At 69.0% G+C, this 22,147-nt stretch carries 21 protein-coding genes; 12 read left to right on the top strand and 9 right to left on the bottom strand.

All coding sequences use genetic code 11. The features are described 5' to 3' along the window. Positions 1 to 98 precede the first annotated feature (98 nt). From dnaE to EV647_RS04140, 4 genes are all read left to right on the top strand, one after another. On the top strand, positions 99 to 3,647 hold the full coding sequence (dnaE, locus tag EV647_RS04155) for a DNA polymerase III subunit alpha (protein WP_133998623.1): 3,549 nt from the start codon (positions 99 to 101) through the stop codon (positions 3,645 to 3,647). Positions 3,648 to 3,680: 33 nt separating this feature from the next. Continuing rightward, positions 3,681 to 4,301: a hypothetical protein gene (locus EV647_RS04150; RefSeq protein WP_238177023.1), complete on the top strand. Its 621-nt coding sequence runs from the start codon at positions 3,681 to 3,683 to the stop codon at positions 4,299 to 4,301. A gap of 47 nt (positions 4,302 to 4,348) precedes the next feature. Then, complete coding sequence (locus EV647_RS04145) at positions 4,349 to 6,181, top strand: DUF3352 domain-containing protein (protein ID WP_133998620.1); 1,833 nt, start codon at positions 4,349 to 4,351, stop codon at positions 6,179 to 6,181. Between the two features lie 166 nt (positions 6,182 to 6,347). Then, the gene (locus tag EV647_RS04140) at positions 6,348 to 6,719 is read left to right on the top strand and encodes a VOC family protein (protein ID WP_133998617.1); all 372 of its coding nucleotides are present in this window, start codon (positions 6,348 to 6,350) and stop codon (positions 6,717 to 6,719) included. Position 6,720: 1 nt separating this feature from the next. Here EV647_RS04140 and EV647_RS04135 read toward each other — a convergent pair whose 3' ends face one another. After that, positions 6,721 to 7,422, bottom strand: coding sequence for an SDR family oxidoreductase (locus EV647_RS04135; protein WP_133998614.1), 702 nt, complete (start codon positions 7,420 to 7,422; stop codon positions 6,721 to 6,723). A gap of 100 nt (positions 7,423 to 7,522) precedes the next feature. On the opposite strand from EV647_RS04135, the gene EV647_RS04130 reads away from it, so the two are divergent. Next, positions 7,523 to 8,392, top strand: coding sequence for a LysR family transcriptional regulator (locus EV647_RS04130; RefSeq protein WP_133998611.1), 870 nt, complete (start codon positions 7,523 to 7,525; stop codon positions 8,390 to 8,392). A gap of 4 nt (positions 8,393 to 8,396) precedes the next feature. Here the strand turns inward: EV647_RS04130 and EV647_RS04125 are convergent, their stop codons facing one another. From EV647_RS04125 to EV647_RS04115, 3 genes are all read right to left on the bottom strand, one after another. Continuing rightward, a complete protein-coding gene (locus EV647_RS04125; protein WP_133998608.1) occupies positions 8,397 to 8,966 on the bottom strand; it encodes a dihydrofolate reductase family protein in 570 nt (189 codons plus the stop codon). 79 nt (positions 8,967 to 9,045) lie between these two features. After that, the gene (gene recQ / locus EV647_RS04120; protein ID WP_133998606.1) at positions 9,046 to 10,878 is read right to left on the bottom strand and encodes a DNA helicase RecQ; all 1,833 of its coding nucleotides are present in this window, start codon (positions 10,876 to 10,878) and stop codon (positions 9,046 to 9,048) included. A gap of 10 nt (positions 10,879 to 10,888) precedes the next feature. Further along, complete coding sequence (locus EV647_RS04115) at positions 10,889 to 11,758, bottom strand: AraC family transcriptional regulator (protein WP_133998603.1); 870 nt, start codon at positions 11,756 to 11,758, stop codon at positions 10,889 to 10,891. Positions 11,759 to 11,880: 122 nt separating this feature from the next. On the opposite strand from EV647_RS04115, the gene ilvD reads away from it, so the two are divergent. Both ilvD and EV647_RS04105 read left to right on the top strand, forming a co-directional pair. After that, positions 11,881 to 13,731 (top strand): dihydroxy-acid dehydratase, encoded by a 1,851-nt coding sequence (ilvD, locus tag EV647_RS04110; RefSeq protein WP_133998600.1) that lies wholly within the window; start codon positions 11,881 to 11,883, stop codon positions 13,729 to 13,731. After that, positions 13,731 to 14,513, top strand: a complete 783-nt coding sequence (locus EV647_RS04105; RefSeq protein ID WP_133998597.1) for an aminoglycoside phosphotransferase family protein — start codon at positions 13,731 to 13,733, stop codon at positions 14,511 to 14,513. The genes ilvD and EV647_RS04105 overlap by 1 nt, the downstream gene beginning before the upstream one ends. Here the strand turns inward: EV647_RS04105 and EV647_RS04100 are convergent. From EV647_RS04100 to EV647_RS04090, 3 genes are read right to left on the bottom strand one after another with little or no spacing between them, the layout of a single operon-like run. Then, positions 14,510 to 14,812, bottom strand: coding sequence for a type II toxin-antitoxin system PemK/MazF family toxin (locus EV647_RS04100; protein WP_130379809.1), 303 nt, complete (start codon positions 14,810 to 14,812; stop codon positions 14,510 to 14,512). The genes EV647_RS04105 and EV647_RS04100 overlap by 4 nt on opposite strands. 10 nt (positions 14,813 to 14,822) lie before the next feature. Continuing rightward, positions 14,823 to 15,059: a ribbon-helix-helix domain-containing protein gene (locus EV647_RS04095; protein WP_133998594.1), complete on the bottom strand. Its 237-nt coding sequence runs from the start codon at positions 15,057 to 15,059 to the stop codon at positions 14,823 to 14,825. A gap of 39 nt (positions 15,060 to 15,098) precedes the next feature. Then, a complete protein-coding gene (locus tag EV647_RS04090) occupies positions 15,099 to 15,770 on the bottom strand; it encodes an LON peptidase substrate-binding domain-containing protein (RefSeq protein WP_133998591.1) in 672 nt (223 codons plus the stop codon). A 159-nt stretch (positions 15,771 to 15,929) separates the two neighbouring features. On the opposite strand from EV647_RS04090, the gene hisD reads away from it, so the two are divergent. From hisD to EV647_RS04065, 5 genes are all read left to right on the top strand, one after another. Then, on the top strand, positions 15,930 to 17,255 hold the full coding sequence (hisD, locus tag EV647_RS04085) for a histidinol dehydrogenase (protein WP_133998588.1): 1,326 nt from the start codon (positions 15,930 to 15,932) through the stop codon (positions 17,253 to 17,255). Next, positions 17,255 to 18,373, top strand: a complete 1,119-nt coding sequence (locus EV647_RS04080) for a histidinol-phosphate transaminase (protein ID WP_133998585.1) — start codon at positions 17,255 to 17,257, stop codon at positions 18,371 to 18,373. The genes hisD and EV647_RS04080 overlap by 1 nt, the downstream gene beginning before the upstream one ends. After that, positions 18,370 to 18,969 (top strand): imidazoleglycerol-phosphate dehydratase HisB, encoded by a 600-nt coding sequence (gene hisB / locus EV647_RS04075; RefSeq protein ID WP_133786250.1) that lies wholly within the window; start codon positions 18,370 to 18,372, stop codon positions 18,967 to 18,969. Before EV647_RS04080 ends, hisB begins: the two co-directional genes overlap by 4 nt. After that, positions 18,966 to 19,607 carry an imidazole glycerol phosphate synthase subunit HisH gene (hisH, locus tag EV647_RS04070; RefSeq protein ID WP_133998582.1) on the top strand — a complete coding sequence of 214 codons (642 nt, stop codon included), beginning with the start codon at positions 18,966 to 18,968 and terminating at the stop codon, positions 19,605 to 19,607. The genes hisB and hisH overlap by 4 nt, the downstream gene beginning before the upstream one ends. A gap of 90 nt (positions 19,608 to 19,697) precedes the next feature. Further along, complete coding sequence (locus tag EV647_RS04065; protein ID WP_133998580.1) at positions 19,698 to 21,101, top strand: alkaline phosphatase PhoX; 1,404 nt, start codon at positions 19,698 to 19,700, stop codon at positions 21,099 to 21,101. Here EV647_RS04065 and EV647_RS04060 read toward each other — a convergent pair. After that, positions 21,098 to 21,511 (bottom strand): ferritin-like domain-containing protein, encoded by a 414-nt coding sequence (locus EV647_RS04060; RefSeq protein WP_133998577.1) that lies wholly within the window; start codon positions 21,509 to 21,511, stop codon positions 21,098 to 21,100. The genes EV647_RS04065 and EV647_RS04060 overlap by 4 nt on opposite strands. Then, positions 21,508 to 22,059, bottom strand: a complete 552-nt coding sequence (locus tag EV647_RS04055; RefSeq protein WP_133998574.1) for a cell division protein FtsK — start codon at positions 22,057 to 22,059, stop codon at positions 21,508 to 21,510. Before EV647_RS04055 ends, EV647_RS04060 begins: the two co-directional genes overlap by 4 nt. Between the last annotated feature and the right edge of the window lie 88 nt (positions 22,060 to 22,147).

The following is a 22,147-nucleotide window of genomic DNA, read 5'->3' as shown; positions in this document are numbered from 1 at the left end:
GGTGCAGGGCTCGCCGGTGAGCCGATTCAGAACTGTCCCCGGTCCCGCATAGGCTGTGCTGGTCCACCTGAATCGCGCCCTGGGAGGTCTGCGTCGATATGGCGTCCAGCGACAGTTTTGTGCATCTCCACGTGCACACGGAGTACTCGATGCTGGACGGCGCCGCGCGGATCGACGAGTTGTTCAAAACCGCCCAGGAGATGGGCATGCCGGCGATCGCGACCACGGACCACGGGTACGTGTTCGGCGCCTACGAGTTCTGGAAGACCGCGAAGAAGTACGACGTCAAGCCGATCATCGGCGTCGAGGCCTATCTGACCCCGCACACGCACCGCAGCGAGCGGAAGCGGGTCAAGTGGGGCGACGCGAACTCCGGCCGTGACGACGTGTCCGGCTCGGGTGCCTACACCCACATGACGCTGCTGGCGAAGAACACCTCCGGCATGCACAACCTGTTCAAGATGAGCTCGCTGGCCAGCCTCGAGGGCTACTACTTCAAGCCCCGGATGGACCGCGAGCTCCTGAACACGTACGGCCAGGGCCTGATCGCGACCACCGGCTGCCCGTCCGGCGAGGTGCAGACCCGGCTCCGGCTGGGGCAGTACAAGGAGGCCGTCGAGGCCGCCGCGGAGTTCCGCGACATCTTCGGCCGGGAGAACTACTACTGCGAGCTGATGGACCACGGCCTCGGCATCGAGCGGAACATCCAGGGCGACCTGCTGAAGCTGGCCAAGGAGCTCGGCCTGCCGCTGGTCGCGACCAACGACCTGCACTACACCAAGCCCGAGGACGCGACCGCGCACGCCGCGCTGCTGTGCGTCCAGTCCGGCTCGACCCTGTCCGACCCGAACCGGTTCAAGTTCGACGCGAACGAGTTCTACGTCAAGACCGCGGCGGAGATGCGCGAGGTCTGGAAGGACTTCCCCGAGGCGTGTGACAACACGCTGCTGATCGCCGAGCAGTGCGACGTGAGCTTCACCGAGGGCGAGGGCCGGTTCATGCCGCGGTTCCCGTGCCCCGAGGGTCACAACGAGGAGTCGTGGTTCGTCGCCGAGGTCGAGACCGGCCTGCACCGGCGGTACCCGGCCGGCATCCCGGACCAGGTCCGCAAGCAGGCGGAGTACGAGATCGAGGTCATCACCTCGAAGGGGTACGCCGGGTACTTCCTGGTCGTCGCGGACTTCATCAACTGGGCGAAGGAGAACGGCATCCGGGTCGGACCGGGCCGTGGTTCGGGTGCGGGCTCGATGTGCGCGTACGCGATGAAGATCACCGACCTGGACCCGCTCCAGCACGGCCTGATCTTCGAGCGCTTCCTGAACCCGGAGCGGATGTCGATGCCCGACTTCGACATCGACTTCGACGACCGCCGCCGCCCCGAGGTGATCCGCTACGTCACCGAGAAGTACGGCGACGACCGGGTCGCGATGATCGTCACCTACGGCACCATCAAGGCCAAGCAGGCGATCAAGGACGCCGGCCGGGTGCTGGACTACCCGTTCGCGATGGGCGACCGGATCACCAAGGCGATGCCGCCGTCGGTGATGGGCAAGGACATCCCGCTGTCGGGAATCTTCGACTCCCAGCACAAGCGGTACTCGGAGGCGAACGAGTTCCGCCAGCTCTACGAGGCCGACCAGGACGTCCGCAAGATCGTCGACACCGCCCGCGGCCTGGAGAACCTGAAGCGCCAGTGGGGTGTGCACGCGGCCGGCGTGATCATGTCCAGCGAGCCGCTGATCGACCTGATCCCGATCATGCGCCGGGAGCAGGACGGCCAGGTCATCACCCAGTTCGACTACCCGAGCTGCGAGACGCTCGGCCTGGTCAAGATGGACTTCCTGGGCCTGCGGAACCTGACGATCATGGACGACGCGGTCAAGAACGTCGAGGCCAGCCGCGGCATCACGCTGGACCTCGACGAGCTGGCCAAGACGCTCGACGACAAACCGACGTACGAGCTGCTCGCCCGCGGTGACACGCTCGGGGTGTTCCAGTTCGACGGCGGCCCGATGCGGGCGCTGCTGCGGCTGATGCGGCCGGACAACTTCGAGGACATCTCCGCGGTCGGCGCGCTCTACCGCCCCGGTCCGATGGGTGCCAACAGCCACACCAACTACGCCCTGCGCAAGAACAAGCAGCAGGAGATCAGCTATCCGCACGACGAGCTCGCGGTCGCGCTGGAACCGATCCTGGGGACGACCTACGGTCTGATCGTCTACCAGGAGCAGGTGATGGCGATCGCCCAGCAGCTCGCGGGCTACACGCTCGGCAAAGCGGACCTGCTCCGCCGGGCGATGGGCAAGAAGAAGCGCGAGGTGCTCGACGCGGAGTACGTCGGCTTCTCCGAGGGCATGAAGGCGAACGGCTTCTCCGAGCAGTCGATCAAGGCGCTCTGGGACGTGCTGGTCCCGTTCTCCGACTACGCGTTCAACAAGGCGCACTCCGCGGCGTACGGTCTGGTCTCGTACTGGACGGCGTACCTGAAGGCGAACTACCCGGCCGAGTACATGGCCGCTGTCCTGACGTCCGTGAAGGACGACAAGGACAAGATGGCCATCTACCTGAACGAGTGCCGCCGGATGGGCATCAAGGTGCTGCCGCCGGACGTCAACGAGTCCGACTCGAACTTCACGCCGGTCGGCACCGACATCCGCTTCGGCCTGTCCGCGATCCGCAACGTCGGCGTGAACGTGGTCGCCGAGATCGTCGGGGCCCGCGAGGAGAAGGGCCGGTTCACCGACTTCGTCGACTTCATCGACAAGGTGCCGCTGCCGGTCTGCAACAAGCGCGTGATCGAGTCGCTGGCCAAGGCCGGCTCGTTCGACTCGATGAGCCACGCGCGGCGGGCGATCGTCGCGGTGCACGAGCAGGCCGTCGACGAGGCCATCGACCTGAAGCGGAACGAGGCGCACGGCCAGTTCGACCTGTTCTCGATGGGCGACGACGACGCGGACGAGGGTGAGGGCAACAGCCGGCTGACCGTGACCGTCCCGGAGATCGAGGAGTGGGACAAGGCCACCAAGCTGGCGCACGAGCGCGACATGCTCGGGCTGTACGTGTCCGACCACCCACTGTTCGGCGTCGAGCACGTGCTCACCAACGGCAGCGACTGCACGATCGGTCAGCTGCTCGCCGACGAGGAGCGGCCGGACGGCAGCCGGGTGACGATCGGCGGCCTGGTGACCGCGGTCCAGCGGAAGGTGAACAAGCGCGGCGACATCTACGCGATCGTCACCATCGAGGACCTCGAAGGTTCGATCGAGGTGATGATGTTCTCCTCGGCGTACCAGCTGCACGCGCACCTGCTCACCAACGACGCGATCATCCTGATGAAGGGCCGGGTACGCCGCCGCGAGGACCGGCTCGAACTGAGCGGCGACGAGGTCGTCGTCCCCGACCTCACCGAGGGCCCGAGCGGCCCGGTCGTCCTCACGATGCCGGTCAACCGCTGCACCCCACCGGTCGTCGACCAGCTGAAGGACATCCTGACCTCCCACCCCGGCATGACCGAGGTCCACCTACGCCTCCAGGCCCGGCAGAAAACCACGGTCATGCGCATCGGCGACCGCTTCCGGGTGACCCCCACCTCATCCCTCATGGCCGATCTGAAAGCCCTCCTGGGCCCCTCCTGCCTGGCCAGCTGATCGATGGTGGATCCCATGCGTCACACTGGCGTCGTGAGTCATCCGGAGTCGTCCCAGTCGTCGCCGTACTTGGCACCGCCGTCGTTGAACCCGTTCGGGGGGACTGTGGTGGAGGAGGCGCGGTTGCCGTGGGCCAAGGCGGTTCTGGTGACCGTGGTGGTGTTCCTGGTCGCGGGGGTGGTGGCCGGGTGGGGATGGCAGCAGTTCTCGCCGTTGGCGCAGTACACCGTGGACGAGCAGGGCGGTGCACTGGGCGAGGAGCAGATGACGCGGATCTTCGGGCCGGACGGGACGTTCACCGCGATCGGGTTCGTGGCGGCTGTGGTGCTGGGCGCCGCGTTGTTCTGGTGGCTGCGTAACTACGGTCCGTGGTCCGTTGCGATTGTCACGCTCGGTGCGTGCCTTGGCGCCGGGGTGTCGTGGGGTGTCGGCATGCTGCTCGGGCACGACCCGCTCGAGCCGCGGCTGCGGGCTGCTCACCCGGGTGACCTGGTCTCGGCCCCGCTGGAGTTGCACACCTGGACTCCGGCGGCGTCCTGGCTGGTCGGCGCTGCGCTGGCCTGCGCGATCATCGCGGCCACTACCTGGCGCGCGGACCCGGTTGCAACCACTTCGCAACCTGCTGCGTCCGACTCTGGACCGCCGGTCCACTAGCCTTTGCAGGTCCGGCGGTGAGGCCACCGGAGCCAGCGAGGGAGCATATGTCCGACCAGAACCAACCACCCACGTACCCAGGTGTCGGCGGTCAGCAGCCGCAGTACGGTCCGCCGCAGGGTCAGAACCCGCAGGGGCAGAACCTCTGGCCACAGCAGGGCCAGCAGGGCTCGCAGCCGGGTCAGCAGGGTTACCCGCAGCAGGGCCAGCAGTACGGCGGCCAGCAGTACGGTGCTCCACAACAGGGCGGCCCGCAGTACGGCGGCCCCCAAAGCCCGCAGGGCCCGCAAGGTCCCCAGGGTCCGCAGCACGGTGCGCCGTACGGCCAGGGTGGTTACGGCCAGCCGAGTCAGCCGGGTCAGGCGTCGTACGAGCAGATGCATGTCGGCGGGCAGCCGCCGCAGGGTCCTGGGTTCGGCGGGCCGCCGCAGTGGCAGCCGGAGCCGAAGAAGAAGCGCGGCAAGCTGATCCCGATCGTCGCCGCACTGGCGATGGTGCTGGTGGTCGCGGGCGGCGGGATCTTTGCCTACGGCAAGCTCGGCGGCGGCGGTAAGCAGCCGTCCGACGTGCTGCCGGGCACCGCGGTCGGATACGTCCGCGTGGACCTGAACCCGTCCGCGGGCCAGAAGGTCGCGGCGATCCGGTTCATGATGAAGTTCCCGTCGGTGAAGGACAACCTCGGCCTCACCAGCGACCAGGACGACCTGAAGCAGAAGCTGTTCGAGCAGATCAAGAAGTCCGCCGGCGACGACCTCGCCGACGTCGACTACGCCAAGGACATCAAGCCGTGGCTGGGTGACCGCGCCGGTTTCGCCGCGCTGCCGCCGGCCGAGGGCAAGGACGACCCGGTTCCGGTGGTCGCGGTCCAGGTCAAGGACCAGGACGCCGCGACCAAGGGCATGGACAAGCTGCTGGCGAACGAGGACAAGAAGCCCGGTCGCGCGTTCAGCAACGGCTACATGCTGCTGTCCGAGGACCAGGCGACCGTCGACTCGGCGATCGCCGCGGCGAAGGACAACCCGTTGAGCAAGAACGCCAAGTTCAGCGCGGACATGGACAAGCTCGGCGAGCAGGGCTTCATCTCGGGCTGGGCGGACGCCAAGGGCCTGGCCTCGATCAGCGGCAAGGTCGACTCCGGCCAGCTGTCGGGTCTCGGTGACGCCAGCGCCGCGGTGGCGCTGCGGTTCGACGCGTCGTACGTCGAACTCAAGGGCATCGCGCACGGCGACAAGAGCGTCAAGGTGGGCGCTGCCGACGCCGGTGACCTGGTCACGAAGCTGCCGGACGGTACGGCGGGCGCGATCGCGATCTCCGGTGGCGAGAACCTGATCGACACCGCCTGGGCGCAGGTGCAGAAGGCGGGCGGCGACAAGCTCCAGCCGATGATCGACGAGATCGCCCAGGAGACCGGCCTGAAGCTGCCGGACGACCTGAAGAGCCTGGCGGGCAAGAACCTGTCGGTCTCGATCGACAAGGACACCGCGAACGGCCCGAAGGTCGCGGCCCGGATGGAGACCGACCCGGCGAAGGCCGAGCCGGTGGTGCAGAAGCTGACCACGCTGCTCCGGGAGCGTTCGTCGGCCAACGTCCCGATCGAGACCGCGAAGGACGACGACACGCTCGTCGTCTCGACCAGCAAGGACTACGCCGAGCAGGTGCTCAAGGGCGGCAACCTCGGTCAGACCGAGAACTTCAAGCAGGCGCTGCCCGACACCAAGGGCGCGGTGATGATCGGGTACGTCGACTTCGAGGCGGCCGGCGCGGTCAGCGACCGGTTCTCCGACGACAAGGACCTGGCCGCGCTCCGCTCGGCCGGCATCGTGACCCGCTCCACCGGCGACGGCGAGGCGGAGATCAGTCTGCGGGTCGTCGCGAAGTAACCACGCCGTAGAAGGAGCCCCGGATCGCCTGCCCTCAGGCGTCCGGGGCTTCTGTGTGCTTCCAGTGCCCGACCGCGCGAGAATTCTTTGCCGGGCGATGTCGAAAACCGTGGATCTGGTTCTACCTCCGGAGTGAAAGCACCTCTTCACGAGAAGGAGAACCAGGATGAACCACATCAGCGAGATCATGACCGTCGGCGTTCCGGTGACCGATCAGGACCGGGCGGTGGCGTTCTACACCCAGACCCTGGGGTTCGAGGTGCTGATGGATGCGCCGTTGCCGCAGTTCGGCGGGCGGTGGATCGTGGTCGCGCCGGCGGGGTCGGCGGGGAGCATCGCGCTTGTGCCGGCGGGCGAGGGTAATCCGGCCGGCGTCGACACCGGCATCCGGATGGCCAGCCCGGACGCGAAGGCGGCGCATCAGCACTTCCTCGACGCCGGTGTCGACACCGACGAGCTGCTCGAGTGGCCCGGCGTACCGCCGATGTTCAGCCTCCGCGACCCCGACGGGAACCGGCTCTACATCTCCCAGGCCTGACTCAGACGAGGACGTGTCCGCCGTCCACGCTGACGATCGAGCCGGTCGCGTACGGCTGGTTCATCAGGTAGACGTAGGCGGCGGCGATGTCCTCGGGCTCACCGACCCGGCCGACCGGGAGATGCTGCGCGGTCTCGTCGTAGTCGAGGGCGTCGCGCCACAACGGTGTACGGACGACACCGGGTTTGACGGCGTTGACGCGGAGCGGGGCGATCTCGACGGCGAGGGCGCGGACGAGGGAGTCCACCGCGCCGCAGATACTCGCGGCGACCGACCAGCCGGGGCCGGGCCGGTCCGCGGCGGCGCCGGTCGTGAGGACGACGGAACCGCCCGGGCGGAGCTTCGGTACGGCGGCACTCACGGCTCCGAGCGCGCCGAAGTACCGCAGCTCGAAAGCGGCACGGGCCTCGTCGAGGTCCATCGTGCCGACCTCGAGCAACGTCAATGCCTCGCCGGCCGTGAAGACGAGGTGGTCGAACGGATCCAGTCCGGCGAAGAACGCCGCCACGGCCGCGGAGTCGGTGAGGTCGACGGCGGCGCCGGTGGCCGAGCGGGGGAGGGTCGCCAGCGCCTTCCGCACCGACTCCGAGTTGCTGGAGGCAACGATCACGGTCGCGCCCTGGGCGGCGGCGAGTCGAGCGGTCGCGAGTCCGATCCCCGACGTACCACCGAGGACGACGACGCGTTGGTCCTGCAGAGTCACGGAACTGCCTTTCGTGGTTGGGATTTCGCTTCCACGATGCGGCCGTCCGGGGACCGGCGTCCAAGACCTGTTCCGGTCGCTGTAATACCCTGAAGGTATTATGGATCTCGATCTCCGCAAGCTCCGGTACTTCGTGGCCGTGGCCGAAGAACTGCACTTCGGGCGCGCGGCCGAGCGGCTGCACATCGCGCAGCCCGTGCTGTCCCGGCAGATCCGCGCACTCGAGGACGAGGTCCGGGCCCAGTTGTTCGTGCGCACCAAGCGAGCCACCGAACTGACAGCGGCCGGTCGCCAACTGCTCGACGACGCCCGTCCGTTGCTGGCAGCCGCTGACGCCACCCGGCGCAGGGTGGCGCTCGCCGCGCGCGGTTCGAAGACGTTCACGATCGGCTTCATGCCGGGGCTCACCGTGACCGAAGCGGTCCGCGCGTTCGGTATGACGCATCCCGACCTCGAGATCGAGCTGATCAGGACCACGTGGGACGACCAGGTCGACGTACTGCACGACGGTCGCGTCGACGTGAGCATCGTCCGGCTTCCGATCGATCAGGCCGGGCTGACCGTTCGCCCGCTGTTCGAGGAGCCACGGGTCGCCACGCTGCCGGCCGACCATCGCCTGGCCGGCAAGCCCGTCATCGACATCACCGACCTCGCCGGCGAGCACCTGCTGCAGGACCCCGACGCCGTACCGGAATGGCGTGACATCGCCGTCGAGCTCCGCACCCGTACGGCGAAGCCGGTCCCCGTCCTGCGCAGCGTCGAGGAGAAACTCGAACACGTCGCCGCGGGCCACGGAGTCTCGATCATCCCGCTGTCCGTAGCCGCCTTCTACCAACGCCCCGACGTCGTCACGGTCCCCGTCGACAACCTCGCCCCGAACACGGTCTGCCTCGCGTGGATCGCCAGCCGTCGCTCCCGTCTCCTCCAGGACTTCGCCACCCTCGCCACCTCGGTCAGCTGGACGCCCTAGCTGATCAGCGTCGTACCCGGTAGCGCAGGTGGGTCGCTTGCGGAGTGTCGATCACCCGGACGATCTCGAGCTCGACGCGTTCGGGGAGTACGTCGAAGAGTCGCAGACCGCTGCCGAACAGGACCGGCACCTGGCTGAGCTGCAGCTCGTCGAGGACCCCGGCCGCCAGCGCCAGTTGTGCGGTGACCGCGCCGTGGACCAGCACGTCCTTGTCGCCGGCCGCGGCCTTGGCCTGCGCCATCGCGGTCTCGATGTCGCCCACGACGTGGACGTTCTCGTAGTCGACCGGTGACGGGTCGCGGCTGAGGACGAAGATCGGTACGCCGTGGTGGTCGCCGCCGTAGTAGTTGACCTGCTCTGCAGTACGACGGCCGACCAGGACCGCGCCCGTGGCGTTCAGCTCGTCCCAGATCTCGCCGGGCTCACCCTCCGGACGGCCCACCTCGCCGTCCGCGTTCAGGTACCACTCGTGCAACCGCATGAAGTCGTCGCCGCCGGGGTTGCCGGGCCGGTCGTCCGGCCCGGCGATGTAGCCGTCGGCGGACATCGACATCAACAGCACGGATGAGGACATGATCGTTCTCCAGTCTTCGCGGGCTCGGCCGGTCCGCACCCTGTGCCTGGGCGTCGAAGACCGGGAGCGCGTTTCGACATCACTCCGCGGCCAATGTCTCCAGCACGCCGTCGCCGTACTTGGTCAGCTTGTTCTCGCCGATGCCGCTGATCGTGCCCAGCTCGGCCAGCGACGTCGGCCGGTCGGTCGCGATCTGCCGCAGTGTCGCGTCGTGGAAGATGACGTACGCCGGAACGCCCTGCTCCTTGGCCACGGCCGCCCGCCACGCGCGCAACCGCTCGAACACCGGCGCCGCCTCCGGTGGCAGATCGGCCGCCGCCTTCTTCCCGCCCGACGACCGACTGGACGACCGGACCCGCTCGGGCTCGCGGCGCATCATCACCTCGCGCCGCTTGCCGAGCACCTCGCCGCTCTCCTCGGTCAGCACGAGCGTGCCGTAGTCGCCCTCGACGGCGAGCAACCGCAGCGCGAGCAGTTGCCGGATCACGCCACGCCACTCGGCATCCTTCAGCTCGGTGCCGATCCCGAACACCGTCAGCTGGTCGTGCCGGAACTGCTTGACCTTCTCGGTCTCCTTGCCGAGCAGGATGTCGATCAGCTGCCCGGCCCCGAACTTCTGCCCGCGCTCGCGCTGCAGCCGGTACACCGTCGACAGCAGTTTCTGCGCCGCGATCGTCCCGTCCCAGGACTCCGGCGGCGTCAGGCAGGTGTCGCAGTTCCCGCAGGTGTCGCCGTGCTGACCGAAGTACGCCAGGAGCTGCGACCGCCGGCACTGCACGGTCTCGCACAGTGCCAGCATCGCGTCGAGATGCGAACTCAGCCGCCGCCGATGCGCGAGGTCACCCTCGGATGTGTCGATCATCTTCCGCTGCTGTACGACGTCCTGCAGCCCGTACGCCAGCCACGCCGTCGAGGGCAGCCCGTCCCGCCCGGCGCGACCGGTCTCCTGGTAGTACCCCTCGACCGACTTCGGCAGGTCGAGATGCGCGACGAACCGGACGTCCGGCTTGTCGATCCCCATCCCGAACGCGATCGTCGCCACCACGACCAGCCCGTCCTCGCGCAGGAACCGCGCCTGGTTCGTCGCGCGCGTCCGGCTGTCCAGGCCCGCGTGGTACGGCACGGCCTCGATCCCGTTCTGGGTCAGGAAGGCCGCGGTCTTCTCGACGCTGTTGCGGGACAGGCAGTACACGATGCCCGCGTCGCCGGCGTGCTCGGTGCGGAGCAGGTCGAGCAGCTGCCGCTGCGGGTTGTCCTTCGGGACGATCCGGTACTGGATGTTCGGCCGGTCGAAGCTCGCGACGAAATGCTTCGCCTCGTCCAGCTTCAGCCGGGTCGCGATCTCCTGGTGGGTCGCCTCGGTCGCCGTCGCGGTCAACGCGATCCGCGGTACGTCGGGCCAGCGCTCGTGCAGCTCGGACAGCATCAGGTAGTCCGGCCGGAAGTCGTGCCCCCACTGCGACACACAGTGCGCCTCGTCGATCGCGAACAGCGCGATCTTGCCCTGGTCGAGCAGCCGCACGGTCGCCTCGACCCGCAGCCGCTCGGGCGCCAGGTACAGCAGGTCGAGCTCGCCGGCCAGGAACGCCTGCTCGACCTCACGCCGCTGCTCGAAGTCCTGCGTGGAGTTCAGGAATCCCGCCCGTACGCCGAGCGCCGTCAGCGCGTCCACCTGGTCCTGCATCAACGCGATCAGCGGCGAGATCACCACGCCGACGCCGGACCGGACCAGCGAGGGGATCTGGTAGCACAGCGACTTGCCGCCGCCGGTCGGCATCAGCACCAGCGCGTCACCGCCCGCGACGACGGTGTCGATGATGTCGGCCTGCTCACCGCGGAAGGATTCGTACCCGAACACCCGCCGGAGGACCTGAAGGGCTTCGGAATCGGGCAGCTCGGTCGTGTCGCTCACGTCGGCGAGTTTAGTGAGATCGCGCCGGCGATGCTGGCGCGATCGCCGGACCCTGTGGATTACGGGTGAAATCGGCCGGCAGGGCCGGGAGTTCCTCGGTCATCCACTGCCGCGGCGAGCAGCCCGCGATCGCCCGGAACTCACGGGTCAGATGCGACTGGTCGGCGTACCCAGCGGCGGCCGACAGCTCGGACAGCCGGGTGAGCGGGTGCCTGCGCAGGTAGCTCGTGACCCGCTCGAAGCGCAGCACCCGGGACGTGACCTTGGGCGGGAGGCCGAACTCGGACGTGAACCGGCCGGTGAGGTGCCGCCGGCTCCAACCGACCTCGGCCGCCAGCTTCTGTACGCCGATTGCGCCGCTCGACGCGCACAGTCGCTGCCACGCCCAGTCGAGCTCCGGACGAACCGCACTCGGACGGCGCGCACCGAGCCGCCGGAGCAACATGTCCTCCAGCACGTCGAACCGGGTCGACCAGTTCGTCTCCGCACGCAGGTGCTCGGTCAGCTCGCGGGCCGGTCGTCCGAGCACCTCGTCGAGTCCTACGACCGCCGACGCGAGCTCACCCGGAGGCAGCCCGAACAGCACGCGAGCGGCCGCGGGAGTGAGTGAGAGCTGCACACCGGCCCGGCTGGGTGTCTGACCGATCTGCACGGCGGTGGAGTGCAGCCCGCCGATCAATGCGTCGTACTTCTCCACCGGACCGCCCGGCCACGCGACGCCCAGCGGCTCGTCGAGCGTGACGACGAGCGTCAGGTAGCGCGAGGGCAGACCGCGGTGCAGGTCCGGGGGATCTGCGTCGTATGCATATCCGATGACGTCACCGACGTACGGGCGCAGCGCAGCGTGCAACGGGCGCGTGCGGTGCTCCATCCCGGCCATGGATCCAGACTAGAGCTGGCCACGGACAGAACCGGCCCTCCAGGATCCGGGACCCGCGTACCGCCATCCGGACGAGCGTGGCAGGATCGGTAGGTACGTTCACGTAGCAAGGAGATGTCGTCGTGCCCGCTCTCAGGTCCCGCACTGTCACCCACGGCCGCAACATGGCGGGCGCCCGCGCGCTCATGCAGGCCTCCGGGGTAGCCCGGGAGGACTTCGGGAAGCCGATCATCGCGGTGGCGAACAGCTTCACCGAGTTCGTCCCCGGCCACACGCACCTCGCCCCGGTCGGCCGGATCGTGTCCGAGGCGATCCATGCGGCCGGCGGCATCGCCCGCGAGTTCAACACGATCGCGGTCGACGACGGGATCGCGATGGGCCACGGCGGCATGCTCTACAGCCTGCCGTCCCGGGACCTGATCGCCGACTCGGTCGAGTACATGGTCGAGGCGCACTGCGCGGACGCGCTGGTCTGCATCTCGAACTGCGACAAGATCACGCCCGGCATGCTGATGGCGGCGCTCCGGCTGAACATCCCGACCGTGTTCGTCTCCGGCGGCCCGATGGAGGCCGGCCGCGCGACGCTCGTCGACGGCACGGTCCGCAAGCTCGACCTGATCGACGCGATGTCCGAGGCCGTCAACGAGAACGTCTCCGACGCCGACATCCTGCGGATCGAGGAGAACGCCTGCCCGACCTGCGGTTCCTGTTCCGGCATGTTCACCGCGAACTCGATGAACTGCCTGACCGAGGCGATCGGCCTCTCGCTGCCGGGCAACGGCTCCGTGCTGGCCACCCACACCGCCCGCAAGGCGCTGTACGAGAAGGCCGGCGAGACCGTCGTACGGATCACCAAGCGGTACTACGACAACGACGACGCCACCGTGCTGCCGCGGAACGTCGCCTCCAAGGAAGCGTTCGGGAACGCGATGGCCCTGGACATCGCGATGGGCGGGTCGACCAACACGATCCTGCACCTGCTCGCGGCTGCCCAGGAGGCGGAGGTCGACTTCGACCTGGACGACATCAACGCGGTCTCGCGGAAGGTCCCGTGCCTGGCGAAGGTTGCGCCGAACGTCGCGCCGCAGGGCACGTACTACATGGAGGACGTGCACCGCGCCGGCGGCATCCCGGCCATCCTCGGTGAGCTGCACCGCGCCGGCCTGCTGAACGAGAACATCCACACCGTGCACAGCGACTCGATCGACGAGTGGCTGAAGACGTGGGACCTGCGCGGCGGCTCGCCGTCGCCGGAGGCCGTCGAGCTGTGGCACGCGGCGCCGGGCTGCAAGCGGTCCGCGACCGCGTTCTCGCAGTCGGAGCGGTGGGAGACCCTGGACGACGACGCGGTGAACGGCTGCATCCGCGACTGCGAGCACGCGTACTCCAAGGACGGCGGTCTCGCCGTGCTCAAGGGCAACCTGGCCGTCGACGGCTGTGTCGTGAAGACGGCCGGTGTGGACGAGTCGATCTGGACGTTCGAGGGTCCGGCGGTGGTGTGCGAGTCGCAGGAGCAGGCCGTCGAGAAGATCCTGACCAAGCAGATCCAGCCGGGTGACGTCGTCGTGATCCGGTACGAGGGCCCGAAGGGCGGCCCGGGAATGCAGGAGATGCTGTACCCGACCTCGTACCTGAAGGGCCGCGGCCTGGGCAAGGTCTGCGCGCTGATCACCGACGGCCGTTTCTCCGGCGGTACGTCGGGACTCTCGATCGGGCACGTGTCACCCGAGGCGGCGTCCGGCGGGACCATCGCGCTGGTCCAGGACGGCGACCGGATCAGGATCGACATCCCGAACCGCTCGATCGAGCTGCTGGTGGACGACGACGAACTGGCCGCACGCGAGGCGGCACTCGGCGGCGTCTACGCCCCGAAGAACCGCGACCGCAAGGTGACCACCGCCCTCCGCGCCTACGCCGCCATGGCCACCAGCGCCGACAAGGGCGCGGTCCGGGACATCTCCAAATTGGGGTAATGAAAGACCCGATGGACGACGTCATGCCCGGCGGCCGGTTCGCCAAGCCGGTGCGGCAAGGTGGCACCGTGCGCCGCAGGAGCGGTTCGGCGAACACGCATGCACTGCTCCGGCATTTCGAGCGGGTCGGATTCGACCTGGCCCCTCGGCTGGTGGCGGTGGACGGTGCGACGGAGACGCTGTCGTACCTCCCCGGAACCACGGGATACCCGCCGCTGACGGAAGAGCTCCGGTCGGATCGGGCGCTGGTGAGTGTGGCCCGCGCGATCCGCCGGCTCCACGACGCGACCGAGGGATTCGAGCCGGTCGAGCCCGAGGACTGGCGCGAGCTGGAGGTCGCGGTGCCGGTTCGGATCGACTGTGTCGGGCACCACGATCTGGCTCCCTGGAATCTCGTCTTCGACGGCCCCGAGGTCACCGGGATCATCGACTGGGACACGATCCGCCCGTCGAACCGCCGGTGGGATCTCGCGTACGCCGCGCACCAGTTCGTGCCGTTCCACCCAGCAGCCTCGCTGGAGCCGTTCGGCTGGCCGGAGGAGCCCGACCGGTCCGGGCGGCTGCGCCTGTTCTGCGCCTCGTACGGCCTCGGGGTCGCGCCGGCCGAGCTGGTGGATCTGATCGGGATCAGGCTGCTGTCGTTCGCGGCGTACATCGAGCAGCAGGTGCGGGCGGGCGATCCGGCGTTCGACGTCCACCGGGACGAGGATCACGCCGGCGGGTATCGAGCCGCCGCGGCCTACGTGCTGGCGAACCGGACGACGTTGCTCGCGGACGGCTAGAACTCGAGGTCGAAGGCGAGGTTGATCGCCTCGGCGAGGGCTGGTTCCTGGTCGGGATGGAGGTAGCCGATCAGGCGGCCGAGCTGCGACTTCGGGATGGTCTGGATGTTGTCGCAGGAGATCGCGCTGGGGTGGTCGAGGCCGTTGTCGGGGCCGACCAGGACCTCGGTGGACAGGCCGCGGATCGTGCTGGTGATCGGCGCGACCGTCACGTTGGTGAGGCGCGGGCGGATCAGTTCACGGGTCAGCACGACGACCGGCCGGGGCTTGTCGAGCCGGGCGATGTGCAGTGGACGCACGACGTCGTACTCAGTCGAGGTCGCTGAGCACGGTGCCCGCGGCCGCGGGGGCGAGGCCCTCGAGGTCGGCGTACTCACCCTGTTCGTTCAGGATGGCGAGATCGCGGGCGGCCAGCTCGCGGCGCCGCTCACGCACCATCGCCCGGGCGACAACAGAGGCCCGGCTCGTCGCCTTGTCGGTGGCGACGAGCTCGTCCATGAAGTCGACCAGGTCGTCCGGCAGCCGGACCGTGATCTGCTTACTCATACCACAACCATACCGCTACGGGATTCACATCGGTAGCGGCTAGTTGGGGGAGAGGGCGGACCAGGCGATGAGGTCGGTGGCGGGGAGGGAGGGGAGGGCGGTGATTGCGGAGAGTTCAGTGTCGATGAGGGCGATGAGCTGGACGAGGCGGGTGGTGATGTCCGTGGCTTCGAGGAGCTTCTGGCGGTCGGGGGTCATGAGTTTCATCGCGGCCGACATCAGGTACGACAGGGTGCCGGGGTCGTCGGGGAGGTCGCCGAGGTGCAGGCCGGGGCGGCTGATCTCGCTGACCGCCTCGGCGTACTTGCGGAACCTCTCGAGCGCGATCGTCGCCGTACCCAGCGGGTCGTCGCCCAGGTCGTCGGGCAGCCACTCGACATCCGCGACCAGGTAGTCGCCGCCGCCGTCCAGCTCGCTCACCTTGAACCGGCGATTGCCGGTCAGCGTCACCTCGACCGGTCCGTCGTCGTCCGCGTCCAGCGAGATCTCGGAGATCGTCGCCGCGCAGCCGGTCCCGTACAACGACCGGAACACCCGCTCACCCAGCTCGTACCCGTCCCGGACCGCGAGCGCGCCGCAGACCAGTTCGCCGCCGTTCTCGACCAGGTCCCGGACCACCGCACGGCCCTGGACGTCGGTCACCGGAATCGAGACCACCAGGCCGGGAAAGATCACCGTGTCGACAGTGAGCAACGGCAGGCGGGAGTCCATGGCAACGAGCCTAGTGGACATATCCCCACATCACGGCCCGTGACAGAGCCAGTGACAGGGCCAGTGACAGGGCCAGTGACAGGGCCGGTACGGCGTCGCTCGCGGCCGAGGTGTGGATATGGGGCCGAGCGGCCCGGCCCGCGCCACTAGACTGGCGCCATGATTCGCCGCGTCGACCTGCGGGGCCGAGTGGCGGCCGGAGAGGTCTTCGACCTCCAAGCCGAAGTGAATGCCCTCGTTCCCCGAGCCGTGTTCGACGTCGAGAAGGCTCTCGACGTCGTCCGACCCATCTGCCTGGACGTCCGCCATCGCGGCCTCGAGGCGATCAGGGAGTACGGCGAGAAGTTCGACCATGTGCGCGTCGAGGACATCCGGGTCCCGGCCGAGGCGCTGAAGACCGCGCTCGAGGAGCTCGACCCGGAGGTACGCAACGCCTTCGAGGAGTCGATCCGCCGGGTCCGCGAGGTCAGCCAGGACGAGCTCACCGCCGACATCGCCTCCGAGCCCGCGCCGGGCGGGCGGGTGACCCAGCGGTTCGTCCCGGTCCAGCGCGTGGGGCTCTATGTCCCGGGTGGCCGGGCGCCGCTCGCATCGAGCGTCCTGATGAACGTCGTTCCGGCTCAGGTGGCCGGCGTACCGTCTCTTGCTGTTGCCTCCCCGCCGCAGAAGGAGTTCGGCGGTCTGCCGCACCCGACGGTGCTCGCGGTGTGCGCGCTGCTCGGGATCGAAGAGGTGTACGCGATGGGCGGCGCGCAGGCGATCGCCGGGTTCGCGTACGGCTTCGACGGCTGCAAGAAGGTCAACCTGATCACGGGCCCTGGCAACATCTACGTGGTCGCGGCCAAGCGGTTCCTGCTGGGTGAGGTCGGCATCGACTCCGAGGCCGGTCCGACCGAGATCGCGGTCCTCGCCGACGACTCCGCCGACCCGAAGCACGTCGCCGCCGACCTGATCAGCCAGGCCGAGCACGACCCGATGGCCGCCAGTGTCCTGGTCACGCCGAGCGAGTCGCTGGTCGCCACGGTCGAGACCGAGCTCCTGATCCAGGTCCCGAAAACCAAGCACCAGGACCGCGTGACGGAGGCGCTGAAGGGTCAGCAGTCGGCTGTCGTGCTGGTCGACGACCTCGACCAGGGCACTGCAGTCGTGGACGCGTACGCCGCCGAGCACCTGGAGATCCAGACCGTGGACGCCGAGGAGCGCGCCTGCCTGATCACCAACGCCGGCGCGATCTTCGTCGGCAGCTGGTCGCCGGTGTCGCTCGGCGACTACTGCGCCGGCTCGAACCACGTCCTCCCGACGGCCGGGTGCGCCTGCCACTCGTCCGGCCTGTCCGTGCGCAGCTTCCTCAAGGCGGTCCACGTGATCAACTACTCGCGCGACGCACTGCACGACGTCGCCGGTCACGTCGTCACGCTGGCGCACGCCGAGGACCTGCCCGCCCACGGTGCTGCGGTGTCCGTGCGCTTCCCAGAGGAGCGGTGATGGGCCGCTTCGACGGGCTGCCGATCCGCGAGGAGTTGAAGAGCTTCGAGCCGTACGGCGCCCCGCAGCTCGACGTCCCTGTGCTCCTGAACGTCAACGAGAACCCGTACCCGGCGAGCGAAGCAACCGTCGCAGACATCGCCGCGGCGGTCACCGAGGCCGCCCGTGGCATGAACCGCTACCCGGACCGCGAGTTCATCGGCCTCCGTGCGGATCTCGCGGCGTACCTGGGGCGCGAGTCCGGCGCGCACCTCGAGCCGGAGCAGCTCTGGGCGGCGAACGGGTCCAACGAGGTGATGCTCCACGTCCTGCAGGCCTTCGGCGGTCCTGGTCGTACGGCGCTCTCGTTCGCGCCGACGTACTCGATGTATCCGGAGTACGCGCGGGACACGAACACCGCTTGGGTCACCGGCCGCCGCGCCGAGGACTTCACGCTGGACAAGAGCAAGGCGCTGGCGGCGATCTCGCGGCACCGCCCGTCGGTGGTGCTGCTCGCCTCGCCGAACAACCCGACCGGGACGGCGCTGCCGATCGACGTGACCGAGGCGATCGTCGCGCAGGCCGCTGCACAGGGTGCCGTGGTCGTGGTCGACGAGGCGTACGCGGAGTTCCGCCGCGCCGGCACGCCCAGTGCGGTCAGCTTGTTGCCGTCGTACCCGAATCTTGCGGTCGCGCGGACGATGTCGAAGGCGTTCGCGATGGCGGGCGGACGGGTCGGATATCTTGCCGCGAGCAAGCAGTTCGTGGACGCGTTGCGGATCGTCCGGTTGCCGTACCACCTGTCCGCGGTGACCCAGGCGGTCGCGCGGGCGGCGTTGCGGCACTCCGACGAGTTGCTCGGCCGGGTCGAGCAGCTCCGGGTGGAGCGGGACGAGACCGTCGACTGGCTGCGGTCGCTGGGGTTGCGCGCGGTCGACTCGGACGCGAACTTCGTCCTGTTCGGTACGTTCGCGGATCGGCACGCGGTCTGGCAGGCGTTGCTGGACGACGGCGTACTGATCCGGGAGACCGGTCCGGACGGCTGGCTGCGGGTCTCGATCGGCACCGGCGACGAGATGGCCGCGTTCCGCGCTTCGCTGGAGCGCATCCTCAAGACTGACGTAGGAAGGCTGACATGAGTCGGACTGCCCGGATCGACCGGGAGACGAGCGAGTCCAAGGTCCTCGTCGAGCTGAACCTCGACGGCGAAGGCCGGGCCGATATCTCGACAGGCGTTGGGTTCTACGACCACATGCTCAACGCGCTCGCCAAGCACGCGCTGCTCGACCTGCACGTGAACACGGTCGGCGACCTGGAGATCGACGCGCACCACACGGTCGAGGACACCGCGATCGGGATCGGTCAGGCGCTGCGCGAGGCGCTCGGCGACAAGCGCGGGATCCGCCGGTTCGGCGACGCGACCGTGCCGCTCGACGAGGCGCTGGTGCACTGCACGGTCGACCTGTCCGGGCGTCCGTACTGCGTGCACACCGGCGAGCCGGACGGTCAGGTGTACGCGATCATCGGCGGCGACTACGCCGGCTCGCTGACCCAGCACGTGTTCGAGACGCTCGCGTTCAACGCCGCGATCTGCGTCCACATCCGGGTGCTGTCCGGCCGCGACCCGCACCACATCGTCGAGGCGCAGTTCAAGGCGTTCGCCCGCGCGCTCCGCGCCGCAGCCGAGCTGGACCCGCGGCAGCCCGGAATCCCGTCCACCAAGGGCGCCCTGTGAGCAAGAAGGTCGTCCTGCTCGACTACGGTTCCGGCAACATCCGGTCGGGGGAGCGGGCGCTGCAACGCGTCGGCGCCGACGTCACGGTGACCGCCGACTTCGACGCGGCCTGCAACGCGGACGGTTTGCTCGTCCCGGGCGTGGGCGCCTTCGAGGCCTGCATGACCGGCCTGAAGGCGGTCCGCGGCGATGTCGCGGTCGACCGCCGGCTGACCGGCGGCCGTCCGGTGCTCGGGATCTGCGTCGGCATGCAGATCCTGTTCGCCCGCGGTATCGAGCACGGTGTCGAGACCGAGGGCTGCGAGCAGTGGCCCGGCACCGTCGAACGCCTGCAGCCGAAGGACGACCAGCCGGTCCCGCACATGGGCTGGAACACCGTCGACGTGCCGTCCGGCACGAAGCTGTTCGACGGCATCGAGAAGGAGCGGTTCTACTTCGTCCATTCGTACGGCGTTCGCGAGTGGCAACTGCTGGACGCCCGCGAGTCGGTCGCGCCGGTCGTGACGTGGACGACGTACGGCGCCGATCGTTTCGTCGCCGCCGTCGAGAACGGCCCGCTGTCCGCCACCCAGTTCCACCCGGAGAAGTCCGGTGACGCGGGCGCGGCGCTGCTCGAGAACTGGGTCCGGTCCTTGTAAGCGAGTGACACTCGTTCTCTTGCCGTTCGGTTGTTGTTTACCGTACGTTCACTGGTCACCACTGCTTGTCGTCGAGCGAGGAGACCGCCCATGTCCGAAGCGCAGTCCAGTTCCCTGTCCAGGCGTCAGTTCGTCGGCCGCGCGGCGGCGGCCGGGGTCGCGGTCACGGTGGCCGGCTCGGTCGACGCGCTCTACACGGCACAGCCCGCGCTCGGCACGTCCGGCCCGAAGATCGGTTACGGACCGCTGATCGAGGACCCGAACGGCATGCTCGACCTGCCGCGCGGGTTCAGCTACAAGATCCTGTCCCGCGAGGGCACCGTCCGGCCGGACGGGCTGCCGATCCCGAGCCGGTTCGACGGTATGGGCGTGTTCCCGGACCGCGACGGCGGCTCCCGCCTGGTCCGCAACCACGAGTGCAGCCCGACCTCGAAGATCAAGGTCGTCGCGCCGGCCGAGCGGACCTACGACCCGGCCGCGGCCGGGGGCACCAGCACGCTGGTGGTCGACCGGCAGAACGGCGCCCAGAAGGAGTTCGTCAGCCTCGGCGGTACGGCGATCAACTGCTCCGGCGGCCCCACGCCCTGGCGTACCTGGCTGACCTGCGAGGAGACCGAGCTCAAGGCCGGACAGAGCGGGTACACCAAGGACCACGGCTTCATCTTCGAGGTCGACCCGTACGACGACCGCCGCAACGTCGACCCTCATCCGCTGACCGCGATGGGCCGCTTCCAGCACGAGGCCGTCGCGATCGACCCGCGGACCGGGATCGTCTACGAGACCGAGGACGCGTTCGTGGCGCCGCTCGGCGGCTTCTACCGCTTCCTGCCGAACCGTCCCCGCGGCGGCTGGGGCTCGCTGCGCGCCGGCGGCGAACTGCAGGCGATGCACATCCCGGGCCTGCCGGACCTGTCGGTGGTCCAGGAGGCCGGCGCCGAGTTCCACGACGTGCAGTGGGTGACGGTGCCGGATCCGCTGGCGACGACCGAGTCGGTCCGGGCGCAGGACTACGCCAAGCCGATCACCGGCGGCTACAAGCTCGAGGGCTGCTGGTGGGGCGACCTGGACCGGTGCGTGTACTTCGTGTCGTCGTTCGCCCGGACCGAGCTCGGCCCGAAGGTCGACCACGATGGCCAGGTCTGGCGGCTCGACCCGCGGAAGCGGACGCTCCGCCTCGAGGTGATCTTCACCCGCCCGAAGCCCGGCTCCGACGACCCCGAGTTCGATGCCCCCGACAACATCACGATGTCGCCGTACGGCGGGCTGATGATGTGCGAGGACGGCCTCGGCGAGCAGCACATCCTCGGCACCACGGAGGACGGCGAGGTCTTCAAGTTCGCCCGCAACCGCGTCAACAACGGCACCCCGGAGGAGCCGGAGTACGGCGAACTGTCCGGCGTCGGCTTCTCCGCCGACGGCCGCACGATGTTCTTCAACGTCTACACACCGGGCATCACCTACGCGATCACCGGCCCATGGCGCCGTAGGCGTTAGGCGATCGCGCCTGGGAAGGGGAGCGGGGTGCCGCCCCAGGTGAGTTGGCTGGTCGCGTAGCCGAGCAGGGTCTCGATCGCGAACGTCCGTACCGCGGGTTGTTCGGCGGCCTCGACGAGGTCGCCGTACACCGCGGCGATCCGGCGCTCGATCAGCAGGACGAGAGCGGTTGCCGTGGCGGTGTTGCTGACAACCTGGGGGAGGTCGTACGCCGGTTCGGCCGCGACCGGGGTCTCGCCGGCGGCGACCAGCAACGCGCTCAAGTGGTCGCGGTTGTTGCGGTGGACCTCGAACGTGTCGGTCGCGTCCCGGAACCTGGCCCCGCTGAGCTTCCCCCCGGCGACGCCCACGCCGTACAACGCGGCATGCTCACCGGCAAGCGCGGCCTGCAGGGCTTCCACCTCGTTCATGGGGCGTCCTTTTTCTTCGGGGTGAGGGTCGAGGACAGCTGGGTCTCGGACGCGGCGATTTCGGCGAGGAGGCGGGCCGGGGTGCCGGACAGCTTGGCTGCGGCTGCCGCGTGAGCGACGGCGGCGGCTTTCTCCTGCTGGGCGATGGCGGCCAGCGCGGCCTGCGCACTCGCCGGGACCGCAGACCTGGCTGCCTTGGCTGCCACACCCTCGGTCTCCTTGAGCTTCGCCAGGTGGCTCACGTGGTACTTCGCGCCCGCGGCGAGCCGGGCCCGCAAAGCCGGGAACTTCCGGCTCGCGGTTGCGTAGAGCTGGGACAATTGAGTCACCTGGGTCGCCGCAGTACTGAGCGCCGCGACGACTGCCGGGTCGACGGTCGGTGTCTCCCCGGTCGGCCCCGGTGACGTCGGCGTGCCGTTCACGGCGCCGTTCGTTCCCGGCGTACCGGCCCCGGAGGCGTCGTCCTTGCAACCGGCCAGCGCGACCGCGCCCGGGACAAGGGCGGCGGTGACGAAGACGGTACGTCGGCTGAGGCGGCGTTCAGGCACGGCGGAACGATACCCGGTGCGGCGCCCACGACCGGTTCGGGAGAGCCGATGACCGGGATCGAAGCACCGGGCGGATATGGTGGGCTAC

The organism is Kribbella sp. VKM Ac-2566 (assembly GCF_004366005.1).
GTDB lineage: Bacteria > Actinomycetota > Actinomycetes > Propionibacteriales > Kribbellaceae > Kribbella > Kribbella pratensis.
The sequence above is the reverse complement of the archived record's forward strand: the minus strand, read 5'-3'. Positions and strand labels throughout refer to the sequence as shown.